This is a genomic window from Rudaea sp., assembly GCF_036560865.1.
Taxonomy (GTDB): Bacteria; Pseudomonadota; Gammaproteobacteria; order Xanthomonadales; family Rhodanobacteraceae; genus Rudaea.
On sequence record NZ_DATBQK010000047.1, the window covers coordinates 1 to 23,272 of the forward strand.

15 protein-coding genes are annotated in these 23,272 nt (G+C 61.3%); 2 read left to right on the forward strand and 13 right to left on the reverse strand.

Annotated features, from left to right (window positions below):
* Together VIE67_RS05380 and VIE67_RS05385 are read right to left on the reverse strand one after the other, a co-directional pair.
* Positions 1-271, reverse strand: a 271-nt coding sequence (locus VIE67_RS05380; protein WP_414707293.1) for a protein kinase domain-containing protein, incomplete at its 3' end; no start/stop codon positions are given.
* 91 nt (positions 272-362) lie between these two features.
* Entirely contained in the window at positions 363-1,412 is a 1,050-nt protein-coding gene (locus tag VIE67_RS05385; protein ID WP_332024027.1) for a YncE family protein, read from the reverse strand.
* 284 nt (positions 1,413-1,696) lie between these two features.
* Between VIE67_RS05385 and VIE67_RS05390 the strand changes: the two genes are divergently transcribed.
* Positions 1,697-7,006 carry an Ig-like domain repeat protein gene (locus VIE67_RS05390; RefSeq protein WP_332024029.1) on the forward strand — a complete coding sequence of 1,770 codons (5,310 nt, stop codon included), beginning with the start codon at positions 1,697-1,699 and terminating at the stop codon, positions 7,004-7,006.
* Between the two features lie 73 nt (positions 7,007-7,079).
* Here the strand turns inward: VIE67_RS05390 and VIE67_RS05395 are convergent, their stop codons facing one another.
* From VIE67_RS05395 to VIE67_RS05420, 6 genes are all read right to left on the reverse strand, one after another.
* Complete coding sequence (locus VIE67_RS05395; protein ID WP_332024031.1) at positions 7,080-7,310, reverse strand: formate dehydrogenase subunit delta; 231 nt, start codon at positions 7,308-7,310, stop codon at positions 7,080-7,082.
* On the reverse strand, positions 7,307-8,188 hold the full coding sequence (fdhD, locus tag VIE67_RS05400; protein WP_332024033.1) for a formate dehydrogenase accessory sulfurtransferase FdhD: 882 nt from the start codon (positions 8,186-8,188) through the stop codon (positions 7,307-7,309). Before fdhD ends, VIE67_RS05395 begins: the two co-directional genes overlap by 4 nt.
* Positions 8,172-11,066, reverse strand: coding sequence for a formate dehydrogenase subunit alpha (fdhF, locus tag VIE67_RS05405; RefSeq protein ID WP_332024034.1), 2,895 nt, complete (start codon positions 11,064-11,066; stop codon positions 8,172-8,174). The genes fdhD and fdhF overlap by 17 nt, the downstream gene beginning before the upstream one ends.
* A 111-nt stretch (positions 11,067-11,177) precedes the next feature.
* Positions 11,178-12,740 carry a formate dehydrogenase beta subunit gene (locus VIE67_RS05410; RefSeq protein WP_332024036.1) on the reverse strand — a complete coding sequence of 521 codons (1,563 nt, stop codon included), beginning with the start codon at positions 12,738-12,740 and terminating at the stop codon, positions 11,178-11,180.
* Positions 12,737-13,270, reverse strand: coding sequence for a formate dehydrogenase subunit gamma (locus tag VIE67_RS05415; protein ID WP_332024038.1), 534 nt, complete (start codon positions 13,268-13,270; stop codon positions 12,737-12,739). The genes VIE67_RS05410 and VIE67_RS05415 overlap by 4 nt, the downstream gene beginning before the upstream one ends.
* Before the next feature lie 158 nt (positions 13,271-13,428).
* Entirely contained in the window at positions 13,429-15,084 is a 1,656-nt protein-coding gene (locus VIE67_RS05420; RefSeq protein ID WP_332024040.1) for an OFA family MFS transporter, read from the reverse strand.
* Between the two features lie 165 nt (positions 15,085-15,249).
* Here VIE67_RS05420 and VIE67_RS05425 point away from each other — a divergent pair, with 165 nt between their 5' ends.
* Positions 15,250-16,326, forward strand: coding sequence for a substrate-binding domain-containing protein (locus VIE67_RS05425; protein WP_332024042.1), 1,077 nt, complete (start codon positions 15,250-15,252; stop codon positions 16,324-16,326).
* A 21-nt stretch (positions 16,327-16,347) separates the two neighbouring features.
* Here the strand turns inward: VIE67_RS05425 and mgtA are convergent, their stop codons facing one another.
* The 5 genes from mgtA to VIE67_RS05450 form a co-directional block, all read right to left on the reverse strand.
* Positions 16,348-19,065: a magnesium-translocating P-type ATPase gene (mgtA, locus tag VIE67_RS05430; RefSeq protein ID WP_332024044.1), complete on the reverse strand. Its 2,718-nt coding sequence runs from the start codon at positions 19,063-19,065 to the stop codon at positions 16,348-16,350.
* A 270-nt stretch (positions 19,066-19,335) separates the two neighbouring features.
* Positions 19,336-20,328: a tetraacyldisaccharide 4'-kinase gene (gene lpxK, locus VIE67_RS05435; RefSeq protein WP_332024046.1), complete on the reverse strand. Its 993-nt coding sequence runs from the start codon at positions 20,326-20,328 to the stop codon at positions 19,336-19,338.
* On the reverse strand, positions 20,325-22,139 hold the full coding sequence (gene msbA, locus VIE67_RS05440) for a lipid A export permease/ATP-binding protein MsbA (protein WP_332024048.1): 1,815 nt from the start codon (positions 22,137-22,139) through the stop codon (positions 20,325-20,327). The genes lpxK and msbA overlap by 4 nt, the downstream gene beginning before the upstream one ends.
* Complete coding sequence (locus VIE67_RS05445; RefSeq protein WP_332024050.1) at positions 22,136-22,579, reverse strand: ExbD/TolR family protein; 444 nt, start codon at positions 22,577-22,579, stop codon at positions 22,136-22,138. Before VIE67_RS05445 ends, msbA begins: the two co-directional genes overlap by 4 nt.
* 1 nt (position 22,580) lies before the next feature.
* Positions 22,581-23,264 carry a MotA/TolQ/ExbB proton channel family protein gene (locus VIE67_RS05450; protein WP_332024052.1) on the reverse strand — a complete coding sequence of 228 codons (684 nt, stop codon included), beginning with the start codon at positions 23,262-23,264 and terminating at the stop codon, positions 22,581-22,583.
* Positions 23,265-23,272: the final 8 nt, after the last annotated feature.

The following is a 23,272-nucleotide window of genomic DNA, read 5'->3' on the forward strand; positions in this document are numbered from 1 at the left end:
CCATCGCGATGTAGGCGATGTCCGGCGTGGTCACGATGTCGTAAACCGCCGCGATATTGCGATGCGGCAGCAAGGCCATCGTGCGGCCTTCCAGCAGGAATCGACGCTCGAACTGCAGCGCGTCGGCGCTGGATGCGTCGCCCGCCCGCCGCATTACCTTGATCGCGACCTTGCGGTCGAGCGAACGCTGCAGGGCGAGGTAAACCGTCGCCATGCCGCCGCTGCCCAACGGGTGCAGCAGTTCATACCCCGGGATTTGAATCGATTCCATGGCCCCCGCTGAAATCGGCAATCAGCGCGGAATCATATCATCGTGAGCGTGCCCAGCCCGGGCCCTTGCTTAGCTCAAATGCAATCAACCCTTATTGCCCCACGACCAGAATCGTGAAGCTGCCCTCGATCGCTGCCGGCCGCGGATGCGGATGCTCCGGCGTCGCCGCGGGCGCGGAACCGAACTCGGCGGCGGGCAGAAACAGGCGGTGTGTTTTCGCATCGAGCGCCAAGGTGCGGGCGCTCTTCTGCGTGACGAGATTGTCGACGACGCGATAGTGGTCGGCGTCGTCCTGATGGATGATGGTCAAGGTCCCTTCGCCGTTCGAACTGAACACGAGATGGCGTTGCGCATCGAATGCCGCCGCGTCGACGCCGTTGCCAATCGCGAGGCTGGCAACCTGCTTGCCGTTGGTGCTGTCGGTGACGATCATCTTCGCGTTGCCGCAGGCCGAAAACAGACGCTGGTGCATCGTGTCGAAAGCCAGCCCCGATGGTTCCTCGCAACCGGCGAGCGGCCAGCTCGTCAGCACCTTCTGCGTGCTCGCATCGATCGCGGTCAGTTCGTTCTTGTCCTCGATATTCACGTAGATGCGACCCTTGCCATCGGTCGCTGCGAACTCGGGTTTGCCGCCGAGTGCGATCGTGCCGATCTCGCGATTGTCGGCCGTATCGATCACACTCACATTCGCGCTGCGGCCGTTGAACGTGAACACATGCCGCGTCGCCGGGTCGAACAGGATCGCATCCGGATTTTTGCCGCTGACCTTGATCTCGGCGAGCGCTTTCAGTGTTTTCAAATCGAATACCGTCACCGAATCCGCGCGGCCGTTGCTGGTGTAGCCGCGATTCAATCCGGGGGCGAGTGCGATCCCGTGCACGCCCGACGTATTCGCGATTTCACCGATCGACTTGCCGCTGTCGGCATCGAGCACAAGCACGCGGTCGGAACGACTCACATAAATGCGGCGCGCATCGGCGTCGGCAAGAAGATAGTCCCAGCCACCGGCGCCACCGAGCTTCCAGCGATCGACGACGCGATGGGCACCAGTCTTACCCGCAGATTCCGCACCGAGCGCCGGCAGCGCGGCCAGACCCATTACACCCACAATGGCGCACAGGACAAGTTGAAAACGTGGCATGGTCGAACCTCACTCTGCGTTTGCGAACGAATGCGAAGAGTGCCACAAGGCCTGTAAGAATGGCCAAATGCGATGTGGCTGCGAACATCCATCAAATTGTCGAGTTGGGTCATGCCGAAATCATTCGGTATGAAATTGAGACGTAGTTAACAAAATAGCGCGTACTCTCGTTGCGCTCCAATCAGCGACGTCTCCACTGAGACGATCGGCTTATACACGGCTCTATTGCAAGAGTAGGCCTGTTTCGACCGTACGCGACATTGCTATTCTCTGGGGGAATACCGATGAAAGCTCGCTTGTTGCGCGGCATTGCGAAGTTGGTTGCGTGGTTGACTTTCATCGGCTGCGGGCTGGCGCAAGCTGCCATACCTCCCAGTGAGCGCGCGGTGCTCGATGCGCTTTACACCCAGACCAATGGCGCGAGTTGGACGACCAATACGGGCTGGGAGGGGGCCTCAGGTACTGAATGTACTTGGTATGGCATTAGCTGCGACGGCCCGCAATCCCATATTACTTTCATCCAGCTCGCAGGGAACAATCTCACCGGCTCGCTGCCTTCGCTATCAGCGCTGACCGATCTTATCTATCTTACTGTTGGCGGTAACAACCTCAGCGGCTCAATTCCTTCGCTCGCAGGGCTGACCAATCTGCAGCAATTTTATGTCCAAGACAACCAGCTCACCGGCTCAATTCCTTCACTCGCGGGGCTGACTAGTCTGCAAGTATTTTGGACCTACCACAACCAGATGACAGGCAGCATTCCCTCGCTCGCTGGACTAACCAATCTGCAGACCTTCCAAGTCTCGGTCAATCAATATACAGGCAATATTCCCGCCCTGACGGGGCTTTCCAGCCTGCAAAATTTCGCCGTCAACAACAACCAGCTAACGGGTAGCATCCCAGCCTTGACGGGGTTTTCCAGCCTGCAATATTTCGCCGTCAACAATAACCAGCTCACCGGCAACATCCCATCGCTGACGGGGCTTTCCAGCTTGCAGCAATTCTACGTCAGCAACAACCAGCTCACGGGCAGTATTCCCACCCTGACGGGCCTGACCAACCTTACTCAGTTCGGTGTCGACAACAACCAGCTTACCGGCAGCATTCCAGCCCTGACGGGACTTTCCAGCCTGCAGCAATTCTATGTTTACAACAACCAGCTCACTGGCAGCATCCCATCGCTAACCGGCCTTACCAATCTTGCGACTTTCGCTGTCGAAAGCAATCAGCTCACCGGCAACATTCCCGCCCTGGCAGGGCTATCCGGCTTGACGGACTTCAACGTCTACAGTAACCAGCTCACCGGCAGCATTCCCTCGCTCGCTGGGCTAACCAATCTGCAGACTTTCCAAGTCTCTGCCAATCAATTTACCGGCAACATTCCCGCTCTGACGGGGCTTTCCAGCCTGCAATATTTCGCCGTCAACAGCAACCAGCTTACCGGTAGCATTCCAGCACTGACCGGGCTTTCCAATCTGCAGCAATTCTTTATTTACAACAACCAGCTCACCGGCAGCATTCCCACCCTGACGGGGCTCACAAATCTTATAAGCTTCGGTGTCGGCGTTAACCAGCTCACCGGTAGCCTTCCCGCCCTGACGGGGCTTTCCAACTTGCAGCAATTCACTGCTGACAACAACCAGCTTACCGGCCCAATTCCTTCGCTCTCAGGGCTGACCAACCTGACGCTCTTTGGTGTAGGCAATAACCAACTCACGGGCGGCATTCCTTCCCTCGCCGGCCTGACCAACCTGCAAGCATTCTATGTCTACATAAACAAGCTTACGGGCTCGATTCCTTCGCTCTCGGGGCTGACCAACCTTGTTCAGTTTGCTGTCGGCGCTAACCAGCTCACTGGCAGCCTTCCGACCCTGACGGGGCTTACGAGCCTGCAGAATTTTACTGCTGACAACAACCAGCTTACCGGCCCGATTCCATCGCTCTCCGGGCTGACCAGCCTTATTCAGCTTGGTGTCGGTGTAAACCAACTCACTGGCAGCATTCCCGCCCTAACCGGGTTTTCCGGCCTACAACAATTCACTGCCGACAACAATCAGCTCACCGGCTCGATTCCTTCGCTCTCGGGGCTGACCAACCTTGTTCAGTTTGGTGTCGGCGTTAACCAACTCAGTGGCAGCATTCCCGCCGTGACCGGGCTATCTAGCTTGTCCTTTTTCGATGTCGACACCAACCAGCTTACCGGCCCAATTCCTTCGCTCGCGGGGCTGACCAATCTGCAACAATTTTATGCCTACACCAACCAACTCACCGGTAGCATTCCCATTTTGATCGGGCTCTCCAGCTTGCAGGAGTTCGATGTCGACACCAATCAGCTCACCGGCAATATTCCCCCTTTGACGGGGCTTTCCAGCTTGGGGGGGTTCGTTGCTTACTCGAATCAGCTCACCGGCAGCATGCCCGCCTTGGCGGGGCTGTCCAGCTTGCAGTTGTTCGATGTCGACACCAATCAACTCACGGGCAACATTCCGTCCCTGAGTGGCCTTTCCAACCTGCAGACATTTTTTGTCAGCAATAACCAGCTCACGGGCAATATTCCGACCCTCACGGGGCTGTCCAGCTTGAGGGACTTCTTTGTTTCCAGCAATCAGCTCACCGGCAGCATTCCCGCCCTCACGGGACTTTCCAATTTGCAGGAATTCGATGTCCCCTTCAACCAGCTCACCGGCAGCATCCCAACTCTGACAGGGCTGTCCAGCTTGAAGCGATTTTGGGCTAGCAGCAACCAACTTACCGGGAGCATTCCCTCCCTGGCGGGTCTTTCCAACTTGCAGCGTCTCCTCATTGACACCAACGATCTAAGCGGCAATCTCCCCACCGCACCGGCATCGCTGGTGGCAGGACAGTCGACGCTGTGCCCCAACGCGCTCAATCACACCGCCGATGCTGTGTGGGACACGGCGACCGGCGTCTCCCCGTGGTACACAAATTGCGCCTTGCCGGCGACCACGACTACGCTGATGTCGTCAGCCAATCCAAGCCTGGCCGGCCAGAACGTGATCTTCACCGCAACTGTGAATGGCAGCGCACCGACTGGAACTGTGACGTTCACCGATGGTGTCGTCACACTCTGCAATGCTGTGGCCCTGAGCGGGACCTCGGCACCATGCAGCACCTCGTCGCTCGCGGTCGGCCCTCATTCGATCACTGCCAGCTATTCGGGCGATAGCGCCAACGCACCATCCACCTCGTCGCCGCTGACGCAGACCGTGACGACAACCGGGGCGTCCAGCGTCGCGCTGCTTTCCTCGCTCAACCCGAGCAACGTCGGCGATGCGGTTACCCTCACCGCCACCGTGAGCGGCAATGCACCGACCGGCACGGTCACGTTCAAGGAGAGCGGTGCGGTTACGCTGTGCAATGCGGTCGCTTTGACTGGCGGTTCGGCGCCATGCAGCACCTCGTCGCTTTCAGCTGGCACCTACTCGATCACCGCCAGTTATTCGGGCGACAGCAACAATGCGCCATCCACCTCGACCGCTTTGAATCAACGCGTCAACGCCTCGAAACAAACCGGCGAGCGCGCCGTGTTGGATGCGATCTATGCGCAAACCCTTGGCGCAAATTGGAAGAACAACACCGGCTGGGAAGGCCCAGTGGGAACGGAGTGCTCGTGGTTCGGCATCACCTGTACGCCGGGTGCGGATCACGTCACCGGGATACTTTTGTCCAACAACAATCTCACCGGCACACTTCCCGCCCTGGCAGGACTCTCCAACTTGCAGGTCTTCGATGTCAGCGCTAACCACCTCACCGGCGGTATTCCTTCGTTGACGGGGCTTTCCAACTTGCAGCAATTCTTTGTCACCATTAACCATCTCTCCGGGAGCATTCCGGTGCTGACGGGGCTGTCCAACCTGCAGCAATTCAGTGTCGGTGTTAACCAGCTCACCGGCAATATTCCCGCCCTGACCGGGCTGTCCAACTTGCAGGTCTTCGATGCCGCCGGCAACCAGCTCACCGGCAACATTCCCGCCTTGACTGGGTTGTCCAGCTTGCAGCGATTCACGGTCGGTCTTAACCAGCTCAGCGGCAGCATTCCCACCCTGACGGGTCTGTCCAATTTGCAGATATTCAGTGCCAGTGACAACCAGCTCACCGGCAGCATCCCCGCTTTGACCGGGCTTTCCAGCTTGCAGGAATTCGCGGTCGACACCAACCAGCTCACCGGCAGTATTCCGAGCTTGGCCGGACTTCCTCTCAAGTATTTTTTGGTCAGCAACAACGGCTTGACTGGTGATGTACCAGTACCACCAGGCTCGTTGGTCGCCGGCAATTCTTCGCTGTGCAACAACGCTTTAAATCACGTCGCCAACTCCATTTTGGATGCCGCCACAGGCGTCAGCCCGTGGTATTCCACCTGCACACTCGCTCCGTCGATCCTGACCATCACCACAGCCGACACTACGGTCGCCACCGGCACCAGTACCACGATCACCGCTGCCATTACGACACCGGCTGTCGCTTTGATGGCCGCGGCCGAATTTGCCAATGCCAGCAACGGCGGTGCCAACTACGGTACGGTGACCATCACCGACGGCAACGGCAGTCTCATCTGCTACATCGCGTTGGACAGCAGTTTGACCGGCTCGTGCACGGTAGTCCTGCCCAGCGGCACGACGATGCTGATCGGCGGCTACTCGGGCACCCTTACCCTCGCTCCAGCCAGCGCCCAGTTCTCCAAGACCAACCCAGTCACCACACCGGGCAATCTGGATCAGCACGGCTGGACCGGCGCCTGGTACAACCACGCCACCGGCGGCCAGGGTCTGCTCTTCGAGATCTACCCCGATCTGATTTCGCCGGGCATCGGCTTCTTCGGTGGCGCCTTGTTCACCTTCGACACCACCGCCGGCGGCGAAGATCACAAACGCTGGTATACCTTGCAAGGCAATGTATCGAGCACCAGCCCAACGTCGACGCTCAACATCGTTGCCACCGGCGGCGGCAACTTCAACGCCGGCCCGATCATCAACACCGCCAACGGGCAGAATTTTGTCGGCCACGCCACGCTCAACTTCAGCGATTGCACCGACGGCAACTTGAGCTATTCCTTCACCGATGGCTCCGGCCGGGTGGGCAGCATTCCGCTGACCCGTCTGGACAGCAATGTCACCTGTAGTGCGACCAACGGCAATGGCAATGGCACCGCACCGGGCTTGTTCCTCCTTTCCGGAGCGTGGTACGACCCCACGACCAGCGGGCAGGGACTTCTGTTCGGTATCAATCCCGTGGAAAACCTGACCTTCGCAGCGTGGTACACCTATGCGCCGAACGGACAGTCTGTCGGTGGCGGCGCGAGTCAACGCTGGTATACCTTGCAACTACTCCAACTTCCCTCCGCGAATGCCGGCACGGCCACGTTGCCCAATATTCCGATCTACTCCGCGCAAGGCGGCGTCTTCAACGCGCCCGGTGGCGTAACCAACCCGCAAGAGGGCTCGGCGAGCATCGTATTTTCAGACTGCAACCACCTGGCGCTGAGCTATTCGTTCACCTCGGGAACCAACAGCGGTTTGTCCAGCATCATCAAGCTCGTGCGCGTCGGACCTACGCCGGCGGGGTGCAGTTTGTGAGCGTGACGCACCCTGTTTGGCGCACCAACGCGTGCGCGCGGCGGCGGCCAGCATTGAGAATGGAACGGCTCGGTCAGGCCTTCGGTATCGGCCCGAGACGGGCCACGGCCAGCCGCGCAAGATCACTGAGCCCTTCGCCATTGTGCTCGGCCAGATGGGCCACGATTTTCCTGCGCATGCGCGGCTCCCAGTAACGCTGGATGTGCCTGGTGACGCCGTCGACAGCGACTTGCCGGTCGGATTCGGAGTGGAAGAAATTCGCGATGTCGTTGGCCATCGTGACCAGATGTTCAGCGCCGCTCATGAGGCGATGCTCCTGTCGATTTGTGCTGATTGATCGAGGACGCGCTGCGCGTTCGCGTAGACCGAATAACCATGCGCGCGTGCGAATCCGATCAGGGTGAGATTGGTTTCCTTGGCCAGTGCGATCGCGAGCGCGGTCGGCGCGGAAATTGCGGCAAGGAAACCGATGCCGACGGTCGCAGCCTTCATCACCATTTCATAGCTGGCGCGGCTGGTGACCACAAGAAAGCCGTCGTGCGGGTCGATCCCGCCGCTATCTGTACCGGTGCTCAGCATTGCGCCGATCAGTTTGTCCAGCGCATTGTGGCGGCCGACATCTTCGCGCAGCAGCACGATGCGCCCCTGCGTCGCCGCCCAGGCTGCCGCATGCGTGGCGCCGGTGACCGCATTGATCTTCTGCGAGCGCTGCAATTCATTCAGACTGCGCTTCAAGGCCAGCGCATCGATCGTCGCCACGTCGACCACCCGCGCCGGATGACGCACCGCCGCGTCCAGCGTCTGCGCGCCGCACAGTCCGCAGCCGGTGCGGCCGGTCAGCTGGCGCACGCGATCGTCGAGCACGGCAGCGTATTTTTCCGGAATCGTGATGCGCAATTCGATGCCCGCCAGCGCTTCGACGATTTCCACTTTTTCGCATTGTGCCGCGTGGTCGATGATCGCCTCGCTCAGCGAAAAGCCGAGCGCGAAATCCTGCAGATCGGCCGGCGTCGCCATCATCACCGCATGCGGGCGCTCGTTGTAGACGAAGGCAATCGGGATTTCCTCGGCCACCGCGTCACGCACGCGCGCGACATTCGCGCCACGATGACGCTCCACGTCGCGGGCAACGGCGCCAGCGGGCAATGTGGACGGCGCTGTCTCTTTATCTGGCGACGGCATCGTCGAGCAATTCCTGTTGCCGCTCGCTGAAGGCGCGATAGCGCGTCTGCCATTCCGACGGCTGGGTGACGCGCGTGGCCTGCACGGCCGTCACCTTGTACTCGGGACAGTTCGTCGCCCAGTCGGAGTTGTCCGTCGTGATCACGTTGGCGCCGGTGAACGGAAAATGGAACGTGGTGTAGACGACGCCCGGCTGCATGCGTTCGCTGACAAGCGCGTGCAGCACGGTTTCGCCGGCGCGGCTCTGGATGCCGACCCAGTCGCCATCGTGGATGCCGCGATCCTCGGCGTCCTGTGGGTGAATCTCCAGAAGGTCCTCGCTATGCCACAGATTGTTCGCGGTACGCCGCGTCTGTGCGCCGACGTTGTACTGGCTGAGGATTCGTCCCGTGGTCAGAATCAGGGGGAATTTCGCGTTGATCTTCTCCGTGGTAGGCACGTATTCGGTCAGCAGGAAGCGGCCCTTGCCGCGCACGAATTCATCGACGTGCATGGTGGGCGTGCCATTTGGATGCTGTTCGTTGCACGGCCACTGGATGCTGCCCAGCTCGTCGATCCTGGCGAAACTGACGCTGTGAAAGGTCGGTGTGAGCCGCGCAATCTCGTCCATGATTTCGGACGGATGCGTGTAGGCCATCGGATAACCCATTGCATTCGAAATCAACTGGGTGATTTCCCAGTCCGCATAACCACCTTTTGGTTCCATCACTTTCCGCACCCGCGAAACGCGGCGCTCGGCATTGACGAACGTACCGTCCTTTTCGAGGAAGGTCGACCCTGGCAGGAACACGTGCGCGAATTTCGCGGTCTCGTTGAGAAACAGATCCTGCACGACGATGCATTCCATCGCGGTCAGCGCAGCGGTGACATGCTGCGTATTCGGATCGGACTGCGCGATGTCCTCGCCCTCGATGTACAGCGCCTTGAACTCGCCGTCGAGTGCGGCCTCGAACATGTTCGGAATGCGCAGACCCGGTTCCGCTTGCAACTCCAGTCCCCAATCCTGCTCGAACGAATGCCGCACCGCATCGTCACCGACATGCCGGTAGCCTGGAAATTCGTGCGGAAACGAACCCATGTCGCACGAGCCCTGCACATTGTTCTGACCGCGCAGCGGATTCACGCCGACGCCCTCGCGGCCGATATTGGCGGTCGCCATCGCCAGATTGGCGATGCCCATCACCGCGGTCGAGCCCTGCGAGTGCTCGGTCACGCCCAGGCCATAATAGATCGCGCCATTGCCGCCGGTTGCATACAGGCGCGCTGCCGCGCGCACGTCGGCCGCGGGCACGCCCGTCACCGACTCCATCGCCTCGGGCGAATTGCGCTCTTCGGCGACGAATTTGCGCCACTTCTCGAACGCATCGATTTCGCATCGCGCACGCACGAAGTCCTCCTTGACCAGCCCTTCGGTCACGACGACGTGCGCGAGTGAATTGAGCATCGCGACATTGGTGCCGGGTGACAGCGCAAGGTGATAGTCGGCCTGCACATGCGGTGTGCGCACCAGATCGATGCGCCGCGGATCGACGACGATCAGCCGCGCGCGATCTTGTCCATTTCTCTGGCGCAGGCGCCGCTTCATCTGTGAAGCGAATACCGGATGCGCATCGGTCGGATTCGCGCCGATCACCATGATCACGTCGGCCTGCATCACCGAATCGAAGTTCTGCGTACCCGCCGATTCGCCAAGCGTATTCTTCAATCCATAACCGGTCGGCGAATGGCAGACGCGTGCACAGGTATCGACATTGTTGTTGCGGAACCCTGCGCGCACCAGCTTCTGCACCAGATAGGTTTCTTCATTCGTGCAGCGCGACGAAGTGATGCCGCCGATCGAATCGCGGCCGTATTTGGCCTGGATGCGCTTGAATTCCGATGCCGTATGCGCGATCGCCTCTTGCCACGACACTTCGCGCCATGGATCGCTGATCTTCGCCCGGATCATCGGCTTCAGGATGCGGTCCTTGTGCGTCGCGTAGCCGATCGCGAAGCGCCCCTTCACGCAGGAATGGCCATGATTGGCGTGACCGTCCTTGTTCGGCACCATGCGCATGACTTCCTCGCCACGCATTTCGGCGCGGAACGAACAACCGACTCCACAATACGCGCAGGTCGTGACCACACTGTGCTCGGGCGCGCCCAGCGTCAGCAAGGACTTCTCGGTCAATGCCATCGTCGGGCAGGCCTGCACGCAGGCGCCGCAAGACACACATTCGGAATCGAGGAATGCCTCGTCCTGGCCCGCCGCCATGCTCGAATCGAATCCACGGCCCTGAATCGTCAACGCGAGCGTGCCTTGCTGCTCATCGCAGGCGCGTACGCAACGTGAGCAGACGATGCACTTGGATGAATCGAACGTGAAATAAGGATTGGACTCGTCCTTGGCGCGGAATAGCGGATTGATCGTGCCGTCGCTCCGTTTCGCATGGACGTGGTTTGCGCTGTCAAAGCCGTAGCGGACCTCGCGCACACCGAGCGTCTCGGCCATCTTCGCCAGTTCGCTATGTGCTGCGACAGCGGGATGAGCCTCAGCTACGGGATAGTCGGACAAATACAGTTCCATCACGCCACGGCGGATATCGATCAATTTCTGATTCTGCGTCGTCACTTTCATGCCCGCCGCGACCGGCGTCGTACACGAAGCCGGATAGCCTTTCATGCCCTCGATCTGCACGAGGCATAGACGGCACGAGCCGAACGCATCGAGCAATTCGGTGGCGCAGAGTTTGGGAATTTCGATACCGTTCTCTGAAGCGGCGCGCAACACCGAGGTGCCCACGGGTACGCTCACCTCACGACCGTCAATCGTCAACGTGACCTGCTGCGTGGAGGTCGCCTTGGGGGTACCGAAATCGAGTTCGACGATGGATAGCACGTTCTTTCTCCTGAATCTCAGATCGTCATTCCGGCGAAAGCCGGTATCCAGTTTTACATGTGAAGCAAGACACTGGATTCCGGCTTTCGCCGGAATGACGAGCAAAAAACATCACGCAAAATCTTCCGCAAAATACTTCAGCGCGCTGACCACCGGATCGGGCGTCAGCCCGCCCAGCGCGCACAGCGAGCCGAAGCGCATCGTGTTGCACAGGTCGTTCAGGGTTTCGACATTCTTGTCGCGCTCGATGCCGGCGCGGATTCGATCGATCACCTCGACACCGCGCGTCGAACCGATGCGGCACGGCGTGCACTTGCCGCAGGATTCGATCGCGCAGAATTCCATCGCATAGCGCGCCTGTTCCGCCATGTCGACCGTATCGTCGAAGGCGACGATGCCACCGTGACCGAGCATCGCGCCGATCGCGGCGAATGCTTCGTAGTCGACCACGGTATCGAATTGCGACTCGGGCATGTATGCACCCAGCGGTCCGCCGACCTGCACTGCGCGGATCGGACGACCCGACAGCGAGCCGCCGCCGTAGTCGTACAACAATTCGCGCAATGTCAGGCCGAATGCTTTTTCGACCAGCCCGGTGCGCTTGAGGTTCCCCGCGAGTTGCAGCGGCAAGGTGCCGCGCGAGCGGCCGATGCCATAATCGCGATAATACGCGCCGCCCTTGTCGAGAATGATCGGCACCGAGGCCAGGGTGATCACGTTGTTGATCACGGTCGGCTGGGCGAACAAACCCTTGATCGCCGGCAGCGGCGGCTTGAAGCGTACCTGACCGCGCTTGCCTTCGAGACTGTCGAGCAGCGAGGTTTCTTCGCCGCAGATATAAGCGCCCGCACCGAGGCGTACTTCGAGATCGAAACGCTTGCCGCTGCCGCGCACATTGGCACCGAGATAACCGGCCTTGTAGGCGTTCGCGATCGCCGCATTGAGCGCACGCTGCGCATGCGGGTATTCGCTGCGCAGATAGATATAGCCCCGGGTTGCGCCGACCGCGATACCGGCAATCGTCATGCCTTCGACGAGACACAGCGGATCGCCTTCCATGAGCATGCGGTCGGAGAATGTGCCCGAGTCGCCTTCGTCGGCATTGCACACAATATATTTTTGTATACTTGCGGAAGTTGTGGATTTTGACGCATCGGGGGCCGACGCGTCGTAAACGGTTTTCCACTTGATGCCCGCCGGGAACGCCGCGCCGCCGCGGCCGCGCAGGCCCGAATCGGTGACCTCTTTGACGATATCGGCCGACGCCAGCGTCAGCGCGCGTTCGAGGCCGCGATAGCCGCCGTGCGCGATGTAGTCCTCGACACTGAGCGGATCGGTAATGCCGACGCGCGCGAAGGTGAGGCGATCCTGCTGCTTGAACCACGCCGAGTCCGCGATATCGCCCTGTGCGAGGGGATGTGCATTGCCGCTGACGAAGCCCGCATCGAACAGGTTGTTCACATCCGCGGCCGTAACCGGCCCGTACGCGACACGTCCATTGGGCGAGGCAACCTCGACCAAGGGTTCGAGCCAGAACAGCCCGCGCGAACCGTTGCGGATCAATTCGATTTCAATGCCGCGTTGTTTCGCTTCGGCGGCGATCGCACGCGCGACGGCTTCCGCGCCGAGCGCAAGCGCGGTCGCATCGTTCGGCACAAAGATCTTCACGCTCATGTCGCCGCCCTCGCCGTCTTCACCAGGGCGTCGAACGCCGCCGGCGTCACGCGTCCGTGGATCTCGTCCGCGTCGATCAACAGCGACGGTCCGCAGCCGCAATTGCCGAGGCAATACACCGCTTCGAGCGTGATTGCACCGTCGCTGGTGGTCTCATGGAAATCGATGCCGAGCGTTTTCTTCGCGTGCACTTCGAGCGCGCGAGCGCCGAGCGCCTGACAAGCCTCGGCGCGGCAGATGCGCACGACATGCCGGCCCGGCGGCGTAGCGCGGAAATCGTGATAGAAACTCACCACGCCGTGCACTTCCGCGCGGGTCATGTTCAACTCGTGCGCGATGAGCGCGAGCGAATCCGGTGGCACGTAGCCGAGCGCATCCTGCACCGCGTGCAGGATCGGCATCAGCGCACCCGGCAGATCACGATGCGTATCGATCGCCTGCATTACGGCGGCCTGGATCGGCGCAGACAAGGCCGGCGCCTTGCGTCCGCCACCACCGTTCACGACGACATTGATTTTCGCTGGTTTCATATTGCTGGTTTCATATTGTTTGTCTGTCTCGTCCTCATCACCAGAATCACGCAGTGGCCTTCCCTGGCTGCGCGTTCACCTCTGCGATCGTCCCCGTCGCGAAACCCACGAGCAGCCGTCCGTGGCTGCAATCCCAACCGAGTCAAAGTCTCGCGTTGCTAGAACAGCGAGCGTGTCTTCTCCACCGTCATCCAGATACCCCAAAGCAACGGAATGCCAACCACCAGCCAAGCCGCAACCAGCACAGGCGTCAAACCCTTGCTTGGCACCGCACTGCTCGGCGGCATAACGACGTCGCTTTCATGCGCCTTCTTCTGTTCGGCGGCAAGCTCACTTATGCTCATGTAGTCCTTCTCGGCGACCGGCTTGACCAGCACGTTGCAGATCAGGCCGAGGATCAACAGACCAACCAGGATGTACATCGTGATGTCGTAGGCCAGCGCTTTGGACACGCCATGTGCGAGCTGGAAATCGCGGATGTAATTGATCAACACGGGACCGATGATCCCCGCCGCCGACCATGCGGTGAGCAGACGTCCGTGGATCGCACCGACCATCTGCGTGCCGAAGATATCTGCGAGATAAGCCGGGACTGTCGAGAAACCGCCGCCATACATCGACAGGATGATGCAGAACGCGGCGACGAACAGAGCGACCTGTCCGGTGTGACCCAACGTCGGTACCGACGCGTAAAGGACGATGCCGAGCGCGAAGAACGTGTAGTAGGTCAGTTTGCGGCCGAGCTTGTCCGACAGTGACGCCCAGAAGAAACGGCCCATGATGTTGAACAGGCTCAACAGGCCGGTAAAGCCCGCCGCGATCGTGGCGATCTGCGCTTTCTGACCAGTGCTCAAGTCGTTGAAACCGGCGCTGACGCCGAGCAACTTGCCGGCGAACACCTCCTGCAGCATCGGTGACGCCATGCCGATCACGCCAATGCCGGCACTGACGTTGAGGCAGAGCACGCCCCAGATCAACCAGAATTGCGGCGTTTTCCAGGCCCGGTTCAAGTGCACATGACGCTTGGTGATCATGAACATCTGTGTACTGTTCGCCGGCGATGTCCAGCCAGCCGGCGTCCAGCCCGTGGGCGGAATGCGATAGCCGAACGCACCGACCGTCATGAACACGAAATAGATCGCGGCGAGCGCAAGGAACGTCTGCCACACGCCAACGTCGGTCGGCGTGGCGAAATGCTTCATCAGAATGTCGGCGAGCGGCGAACCGATCATCGCGCCACCACCGAAACCCATGATCGCCATGCCGGTCGCCATGCCGCGACGATCGGGAAACCATTTGATCAGGGTCGAAACCGGCGAAATATATCCGAGGCCGAGACCGATGCCACCGACCACACCGGAACCGAGCCACAGCATCCATATCTGATGCACGTAAACGCCAATCGCGGAAATGACCAAGCCGCCGCACCAGCACAATGCGGCAATGAAGCCGGCCTTGCGCGGGCCGGCATGCTCGAGCCAGCCGCCCCACAAGGCAGAGGCAGAGCCGAGAAATACGAAGAACAGGGTAAACATCCAGCCCAGCGTGCTGACTCGCCAGTCGCAGGTGGTGGTAAATGCTTCGGCGAAGAAGCCCATGTCCGGGCAACTGACTGACTTGGTGACACCGAGCGCATGCGACAATGGCAGCCAGAACACCGAGAAACCGTACGCCATGCCGATGCACAAATGTATACAAAGTGCCGCCGGGGGTACCAGCCAGCGATTGAATCCAGGTCCGGCTACGGTGCGTTCCTTCGCGAGAATCCCCGGCGTCCCCGCGACGCCCGGCAATACACCTGCTGCACTCGACATATTCCCTCCCGTTTTACCGCTTGAGCGGCTTTGTTATAGGCTTCTCGACTGCATAAAGCATCAGTCGACTCTGTTGCATTTACTGGCTCAAGATAGCGCAAACACGTGCCACGTAATATGCTTTGAAAAGCTTATACTTTCCTGCGCTGCAACATCGGTTCCGGCATGTACAAGGTCACGATCAAACCGCAATGGCAGGTGCAGGCGCCGAATGGCGAGCCGGCGCTGGTGCGCCTCGTCGAGCTGCTCGTCGGCATCCACGAAACCGGGAGCCTTGCGCGCGCGTGCGCGCGCGCTGAGCTGTCCTATCGCTACGCCTGGGGTATGCTGAAAATGGGACAAAATGCGCTGGGCGCGGCGCTCGTCACCTCGACTCGCGGCAGCGGCGCGCGGCTCACGCCACTCGGCGAAAAACTCGTGTGGGCCGACAAGCGCATCGCGGCACGCCTGTCGCCTCTGCTCGACAGCCTCGCTTCGGAGATCGAGGTCGAATTCGAGCGCGCGTTCGCGCCGGCCGAAGCCATCTTGCGCATCCATGCCAGCCACGGCTTCGCGGTCGAAACCCTGCACCGGTTTCTCAGCCGCAAGCAGATCGCCGCCGATCTGAAATACCGCAGCAGTCAGGAAGTGCTCGCCTCGCTCACGCGCGGCAACTGCGATCTCGCCGGCATGCATCTGCCGATCGGCGAACTGGAAGCGCCGATGTTGCGCCTGTATGCGAAATGGCTGCGCCAGGGCAATTTGCACGTGGTCGATCTTGCGACGCGGCGCCAAGGCCTGATGGTCGCTCGCGGCAATCCGAAAAAAATCCACGGCGTCGCTGACCTTGTGCGCAAAGGCGTGCGTTTCGTCAACCGGCAACCGGACTCAACGACACGTGCGCTGCTCGATCTGCTGCTGGCGCGGGAAAATATCGACGGTCGCGCGATCGACGGCTACGACAACGGCGAATTCACCCACGCCGCCGTGGCCGCGTATGTCGCCAGCGGCATGGCCGACGCCGGTCTCGGTATCGAAACGCCGGCGCAGCGCTTCGGCCTCGACTTCATTCCGATCCTGCAGGAACGCTATTTCTTCCTGTGTCCGAAAGCCGTCTACGACACGACTGCGATCGATGCCGTGCTCGCGATTCTGCGCACCAGCGAATTCCGCAAGGCCGTCAACGCACTGCCTGGCTACGATGCCAGGCATTGCGGACGCGTGCTCGGTGTGGTCGACGCGTTTCCGGAATTGCGCGGTTGAAGCAATTCTGCTGGCTAAGGCCTACAGCAAACCGAAGCGCCGGATCATGCGCACCTTCACGAACTGGGTCAGGCTGAGATAGGCGATCAGGATCGCGATCAGGAACAGCCAGTAAACGCCGGGCAGCGGAACCAGACCGAACCAGGCACCGAAGGGCAACGCGGTCAGCGCGATACCGACCAGGCAGATCGCGACCCCGGTGATCGTCAATGGCAGACTCGCCCAGCTTTGCAGGAACGGAATGCGGCCCGTGCGGATGATGTGCACGATCAAGGTCTGCGACAGGAGCGATTCGACGAACCAGCCGCTCTGGAACAGTTTCTGGTGCGCCTCGGCGTTCGCACCGAGCACGAACCAGAGCACGGCGAAAGTGCAGTAGTCGAAGATCGAGCTGATCGGGCCGATGAACAGCATGAACCGCTTGATGCCTTGCAGATCCCATTGCCGCGGCCGCGCGATATATTCGGGATCGACCTCGTCGGACGCGACCGCGGTCTGCGAAAAATCATAGAGCAGATTGTTGAGCAGAATCTGCACCGGCAGCATCGGCAGGAACGGCAGGAACGCACTTGCGCCGATCATGCTGAACATGTTGCCAAAGTTCGAACTCGCAGTCATCTTGATGTACTTGAGGATGTTGCCGAACACCTTGCGGCCTTCGAGCACGCCCTCCTCCAGCACCAACAGGCTTTTTTCAAGCAGGATGATGTCGGCCGATTCCTTCGCGATATCGACCGCGGTATCGACCGAGATGCCAACATCGGCTGCACGCAGCGCCGGTCCGTCGTTGATGCCGTCGCCGAGGAAACCGACGACGTGATTGTCGCGATGCAGGGCCTGAATCACGCGCACCTTCTGCTGCGGGTTGAGGCGCGCGAATACCGGAGTGTCGCGCGTGGCGATCGTCAGTTCCTCGTCGCTCATCGCCTCGATCTGCGGGCCGGTCAGGTACTTGTCCACTTGTATACCGACCTGGCGGCACACGTTGCGCGTGACGATGTCGTTGTCGCCCGTGAGAATCTTCACCGCAACGCCGTTGGCATTGAGCGCGCGGATCGCCTCCGCCGCGCTGTCCTTGGGCGGATCGAGAAAGGCGATGAAACCCATCATCGTGAGATCTTTCTCGTCGTCGCGCGAATAGGCCGGTTTGACTTCGATCTCGCGAACGCCGAGCGCGAGCGCGCGGAACCCGTCGTCATTCATGTCACGCGCGACGGCACGCACTTCATCGAGACGCTGCGGGGTCAGCGGCTGATAATGCTCGCCGACTGCAAGGCTGGAACACACTGCCACCGTTTCGGAAACGGCGCCTTTGGCAATCAGCCAATGCTTGCCGGCCTTGTCGCGCACGATCACCGACATGCGCCGGCGGGTGAAATCGAACGGCACTTCGTCGACCAGGGTGTATTCGGCATTGAGATGCTGGACGAGGTCGGGTCCGACCGCGTCGAGCACGGCGACATCGAGCAGGTTGCGCAAGCCAGTCTGGTGGTGGCTGTTGAGCCATGCAAACTCGAGCACGCGCTCGTTCTCGTCGCCGTAGATATCGGTGTGACGCTCGAGAATGACGCGATCCTGGGTGAGCGTGCCGGTCTTGTCGGTGCACAGCACGTCGATCGCGCCGAAGTTCTGGATCGCGTTCAGGCGTTTGACGATCACGTCCTTGCGCGCCATCTTGAGTGCGCCCTTGGCCAGGTTGATCGCCACGATCATCGGCAACATTTCCGGCGTCAGGCCGACGGCTACAGCGACCGCGAACATAAACGCCTGGAACCAGTCGTGTTTGGTCAGGCCGTTGATCAGAAACACCACCGGCACCATCACCGCCATGAAACGCAGCATCAACCAGGCAAAACGCGACACGCCCTTGTCGAAGCTGGTCTGCACGCGCTGGCCGACCAGCGAACCGGCGAGCGCGCCGAAATAGGTGTTGGCGCCGGTTGCCGCGATCACTGCGGTCGCGCTGCCAGAAACCACGTTCGAGCCCATGAAACACAGGCTGCGTGCTTCGAGTGCGACTTTCGCCTCCGCATCGGAGTGCGCGAATTTTTCCACCGGCATCGACTCGCCGGTCAGCGCTGATTGATTGATGAACAAGTCTTTCGCGCTGAGCAGGCGCAGATCGGCCGGCACCATGTCGCCGGCGGACAGAAAAACGAGATCGCCGGGCACCAGGCCGTCGATGGGTACTTCGAGCTTCTTCACCACGCGCGCAGGCGGCGCATCTTCGCTGCCTTCCTTTGCGCCCGCTTCGTTCGGGACTTCATCGACTTCGCGTTTCACGGTCGCGGTATTGCTCACCATGCGGCGCAGCTGCTCGACGGCACGACCCGAGCGCGCTTCCTGGAAATGTGCGACGAACACCGCCATCACGACCATCGCGAACATGATGATCGCGCCGATCTTGTCGCTGATCTCCTCGCCCGTGGCCCAGGTAATCACTGCGAGCACGGTCAGCAAAATATTGATCGGATTGGTGATGAAGCGTTCGAGCAGTTGCAGGAGCAGCGGCTTCTTTTTTTCCTGCGCGACGACGTTCGGCCCGAACTGCGCCAGACGTTCCTCGACCTGTTCGGGATTGAGCGCATTGCCGCCCGGATTGAGCTTGGCCAGTGCCGCGCCGGCGTCCTCGCGCGCAAGCGCCAGCAACTCCGCCGCGGTGCGTGCAGCGGCTTCGTTCTTCGCGCCGTGGCGGCCGTTGCCGCCGATCAGCATCGAGTAGAGGGACAGATTGAGCATAGCGACCAAACCTCAGGGCATACGTTACTCATTTAAGAGTGGCAGCCTGACCGGCATCTATGACAGATTTACGACACGGCGACTCGTCGCTGGGGACGAGAAATCCGGTGCGTTTTCCGCCTTGCGCGGAACGCACCGTTCGGGAACGGGGTTTTCCGCGGGTTATGCTGGCTGGGTTGCAGAGAAGCGACTACTGCAAGGGTCCACGGAGGACAAACCTCGTTTGAAAGGTGCGCGCACGGTAGTCGCGCGCCGCGCGCTTGTCAATCGTCAGATGCGTTCGCGTGCGAGCGCGTCGAAAAACTCGCGCGGCAGCTCGGCGCGGACCGGCACCTGCCAGAGGTTCGCGTGCGCGAATGCGGCGCATTTGATCGCGTCCTTTTCGGTCATCAGGACTGGCAATCCATCGCCGAAATCGAGATCGCGCGGCTGATACGGATAGTGATCGGCGAACGCGTGCTCAATCGCATCAATGCCCGCGGCGCGCAGCAGTGCAAAAAAACGCGCGGGATTGCCGATGCCCGCGACCGCGTGCACACGCTGGCCGGCAAAGTCGTGCAGCGATCTGCGCGTCGCGGCATCGCCCACCGCCACCGCCGTATCGCCGACCATGCGCATCGGAATCTCGCCGGCTTGCGCCAAACCGCCGTTGCAGACGCAAAACGCCAGCGTATCCAGCCGCGCCAGCGGTTCGCGCAACGGTCCGGCCGGCAGCAGCAGGCCATTGCCAAAACGGCGTTCGCCGTCGATCACGCAGATTTCCACATTGCGGAAAAGTGGATAATGTTGCAAACCATCGTCGGCAACGATTATGTCGACAGCAGGCTCATTGCCATCGCTCGCGGCCAGCAGCAGCTGCGCCGCCGCAACGCGATCGCGCCCGACCGCGACCGGCACGCCGGTCGCCCGCCGGATCAGCACTGGCTCGTCGCCGCATAGTGCGGCGTTGCTCGACGAATCCACGAGGATCGGCGACCCAGCGCTGCCGCCGTAGCCGCGGCTGATCACACCGGGCTTGCGCCCCTGTGCGCGCAGGGCTTCGACCAACACGATCACCAGCGGCGTCTTGCCCGTGCCGCCGACCGTGATATTGCCGACCACGATCACCGGCACAGGCAGCCGCTGCGGCTGACGCCAGCCAAAGGCATACGGCGCGCGATGCAGGGCACGCAGACCGCGGTAGACCGGCACCAGTGCGCGCAGGACCAACGGTACCGGGGCGCCGCCGTACCAGATTTCCTGCAGCCTTTTTTCCAGGCTCATTGCGGCGATTGCAGCGCCGCAGTCGCCGCCCGTTCCATGGCCGGGAATTGCAGCTTGTGCAGGGCCGCGTACTGTCCGTCGCGCGCGATCAGCTGCGCATGCGTGCCGCGTTCGATCACGCGGCCTTCCTCGATCACGACGATCTGATCCGCATGTTCGATCGTCGACAAGCGATGGGCGATGACCAGTACGGTGCGCTCGCGCATCAGGCGCTTGAGCGCATCCTGGATCAGGCGCTCGGATTCGCTGTCGAGCGCGGACGTCGCTTCGTCGAGCACGAGAATCGGCGCGTTTTTCAAGATCGCGCGCGCAATCGCAATGCGCTGACGCTGACCGCCGGAGAGCAAGGTGCCGCTCTCGCCGATCGGGCTATCCAGACCCTGCGGCATGCGCTCGATGAATTCCATCGCATTCGCCGCACGCGCAGCCGCTTCGATCGCATCGCGCGAGGCGCCAGCCAGCGCGCCGTAGGCGATATTGTGCGCGACCGTGTCGTTGAACAGCACGACCTGCTGACCGACCCAGGCAATCTGCTCGCGCAGGCTGATCAACGTGTAGGCGGTGAGCGGCTTGCCGTCGAGCAGCACCTGCCCGCTTTGCGGATCGTAGAAGCGCGGCAGCAGGCTGGCGAGCGTGGACTTGCCGCCGCCGGAACGCCCGACCAGCGCGGTGACGCTGCCCGCGGGACAATGCAGGTCGAGCGCGTGCAGCGCCGGGATTTTCGCTTGCGGGTAGGCGAACTCGACCGAGCGGAACTCGATTTCGCCACGTGCGCGTGAAAGACGTTCGCCGCCGACGTCGCGCTCCTCGTCGGCATCGATCAGCGCGAAGATATCGCGCGCCGCGACCACGCCGCGCTGCAGGTTCGACTGCACCGTGGTCAGGCGCTTGAACGAGGGCAGCATGACCAGCATTGCGGTGATCAACGACATGAAGCCGCCCGCGCTCATCGTCGCCAGCGTGCCCGGACGTGTGGCGAGGAAAATCACCAGCGCCAGAGCGCAGGCGGCGACGAGCTGCACCAGCGCGGTCGATAGCGCATTGGTCGATGCGACCTTGAGATTCAGGTAGCGGATCGCTGCGTTGACCGCGCCGAAGCGTTGGCGTTCGTAATCCTGGCCGCCGTATACTTTTACCTCGCGCTGACCGCTGACCACCTCGTCGACGATACCGGTGACCGAGCTCACCGTGTTCTGGATGCGTTCGCCAATGCGCCGGTAGCGCCGGCCGACCGCATAGACCACGGCGCCGATCATCGGCGCGAGCAGGAACAGGGCCATGGTCAGACGCACGCTGACGGTCAGCATCACATAGACCTGACCGACGATCAGCAGGCCATCGAGAATGACGACCTTGAGCGCATCGGTACTCGCGTTGGCGACCTGCTCGACCGTATAGGTCATGCGCGAGATCAGCTGGGCCGAGGACTCGCGGCTGAAGTACGTGGCCGGCAGACACAGGTATTTGCGGAACACATCGTCGCGCAAGGTTAGAACAACGCCCCGCGCGATCCGCGCCATGCCGAAATCGGCAAGATAGGTCGCCAGACCGCGCACCAGAAACAGCGCGATGATGATGAGCGGCATCCAGAAAATCGTCGCCGCATCCTTGTCGCGGAACAGACCGTCGAGCATCGGCTTGATCTGCCAGGTGAAGGCTGCGCCGCAGGCGGCATCGAACACCATGCCAGTCATCGCCACGATCGCGATCGGCCAGTAGCGCGCGGAATAACCGAGCAGGCGGCGATAGACCGCCGCGTCGCCGGCGACGGCCGCGCGGTCGATCGCGGCACTTTCCGCGGCCGCGGTCACGGGCGCGCCGGCTCCTTGCCGCTGGCGTCCCGGGTTCGCGTCGTGGCGATCGACAGATGCACGAAGCCGAGCTGCGCCAGCGCATCCATTGCGGTGACCACGGCCTGATGCGGCGTCATCGCATCCGCGCGCAGGATGACCGGGCGGTCGCGGTTGTCGCCGCCGATGCGCGAGATCGCCTCCTTCAACGTGTCCAGTGCGGGATTCAGCACTTCGTTGTTGTCGATGAAGTAATGGCTGTTGCTGTCGATCATCACGATCAGCGCATCGCGCTGCGTGTCGGTTGTGGTCTCCGAAGCTTCGGGCAAGGTGACCTTCATCACCGAATGCTGCACGAAGGTCGTGGTCATGACGAAGAACATCAGCAGGGTGAGCATCACGTCGATCAGCGAGATGACGTTGATTTCGAAATCGTCCTGACGCGCGCTGCGCAGACGCATGTCAACTTTTCCCGGTCCCGGCAAGCACAGCGGGCATGTCCGTCGCGCGAGTGCGTGCCGTGCGCGGCGGCGGTGGCGGCTCCGCGTGCGCGGCCAGTTCGTCCATGAGCAGGATCACCTGCTGCTCCATGTCGACGACGTAGTCGGCGACAAGGCCGCGAAAATAGCGGTGAAAAAAGTACGCCGGAATCGCAACGCACAAACCCGCCGCGGTGCACACCAGGGCCTGGCCGATGCCGCCGGCCATCTTGAGCGGATCGCCGACGCCCGAAACCATCACTGCAAAAAACATCTCGATCAGACCGAACACCGTGCCGAGCAGACCGAGCAGCGGCGAGATCAGCGCAATCGTGCCGAGCGTGTTGAGGAATCGCTCCAGCCGATGCACGACGTGACGGCCGGTATCCTCGACGCGCTCCTTGATGATCTCGCGCGAACGCAGGCGCACGCTGAGCGCGGCACCGAGGATTTCGCCGAGCGGCGAATTCTCGCGCAGCGTTTCCACATGCTGCGGATCGAGCTGGCGCATGCGCGCCCATTCGCGCACTTCCGCACCGAGCGTGGGCGGAATCACTGACTTGCGGCGCAACGACCAGAACCGCTCCAGGATGATGGCGATCGCAACCGCGGAACAGAGCAAAATCGGCAGCATCGGCCAGCCGCCGGCAATCAGAATCTCAAGCACGCACAACT

What these genes read in the sequence shown, in the direction of transcription:
- VIE67_RS05390 (WP_332024029.1), top strand. Translation starts at nt 1,697, where the DNA reads ATGAAAGCTCGCTTGTTGCGCGGCATTGCGAAGTTGGTTGCGTGGTTG.
- VIE67_RS05420 (WP_332024040.1), bottom strand. Translation starts at nt 15,084, where the DNA reads ATGTCGAGTGCAGCAGGTGTATTGCCGGGCGTCGCGGGGACGCCGGGG.
- fdhD (WP_332024033.1), bottom strand. Translation starts at nt 8,188, where the DNA reads ATGCCGTCGCCAGATAAAGAGACAGCGCCGTCCACATTGCCCGCTGGC.
- VIE67_RS05385 (WP_332024027.1), bottom strand. Translation starts at nt 1,412, where the DNA reads ATGCCACGTTTTCAACTTGTCCTGTGCGCCATTGTGGGTGTAATGGGT.
- VIE67_RS05445 (WP_332024050.1), bottom strand. Translation starts at nt 22,579, where the DNA reads ATGCGTCTGCGCAGCGCGCGTCAGGACGATTTCGAAATCAACGTCATC.
- VIE67_RS05395 (WP_332024031.1), bottom strand. Translation starts at nt 7,310, where the DNA reads ATGAGCGGCGCTGAACATCTGGTCACGATGGCCAACGACATCGCGAAT.
- VIE67_RS05410 (WP_332024036.1), bottom strand. Translation starts at nt 12,740, where the DNA reads ATGAGCGTGAAGATCTTTGTGCCGAACGATGCGACCGCGCTTGCGCTC.
- VIE67_RS05425 (WP_332024042.1), top strand. Translation starts at nt 15,250, where the DNA reads ATGTACAAGGTCACGATCAAACCGCAATGGCAGGTGCAGGCGCCGAAT.
- lpxK (WP_332024046.1), bottom strand. Translation starts at nt 20,328, where the DNA reads ATGAGCCTGGAAAAAAGGCTGCAGGAAATCTGGTACGGCGGCGCCCCG.
- VIE67_RS05415 (WP_332024038.1), bottom strand. Translation starts at nt 13,270, where the DNA reads ATGAAACCAGCGAAAATCAATGTCGTCGTGAACGGTGGTGGCGGACGC.
- mgtA (WP_332024044.1), bottom strand. Translation starts at nt 19,065, where the DNA reads ATGCTCAATCTGTCCCTCTACTCGATGCTGATCGGCGGCAACGGCCGC.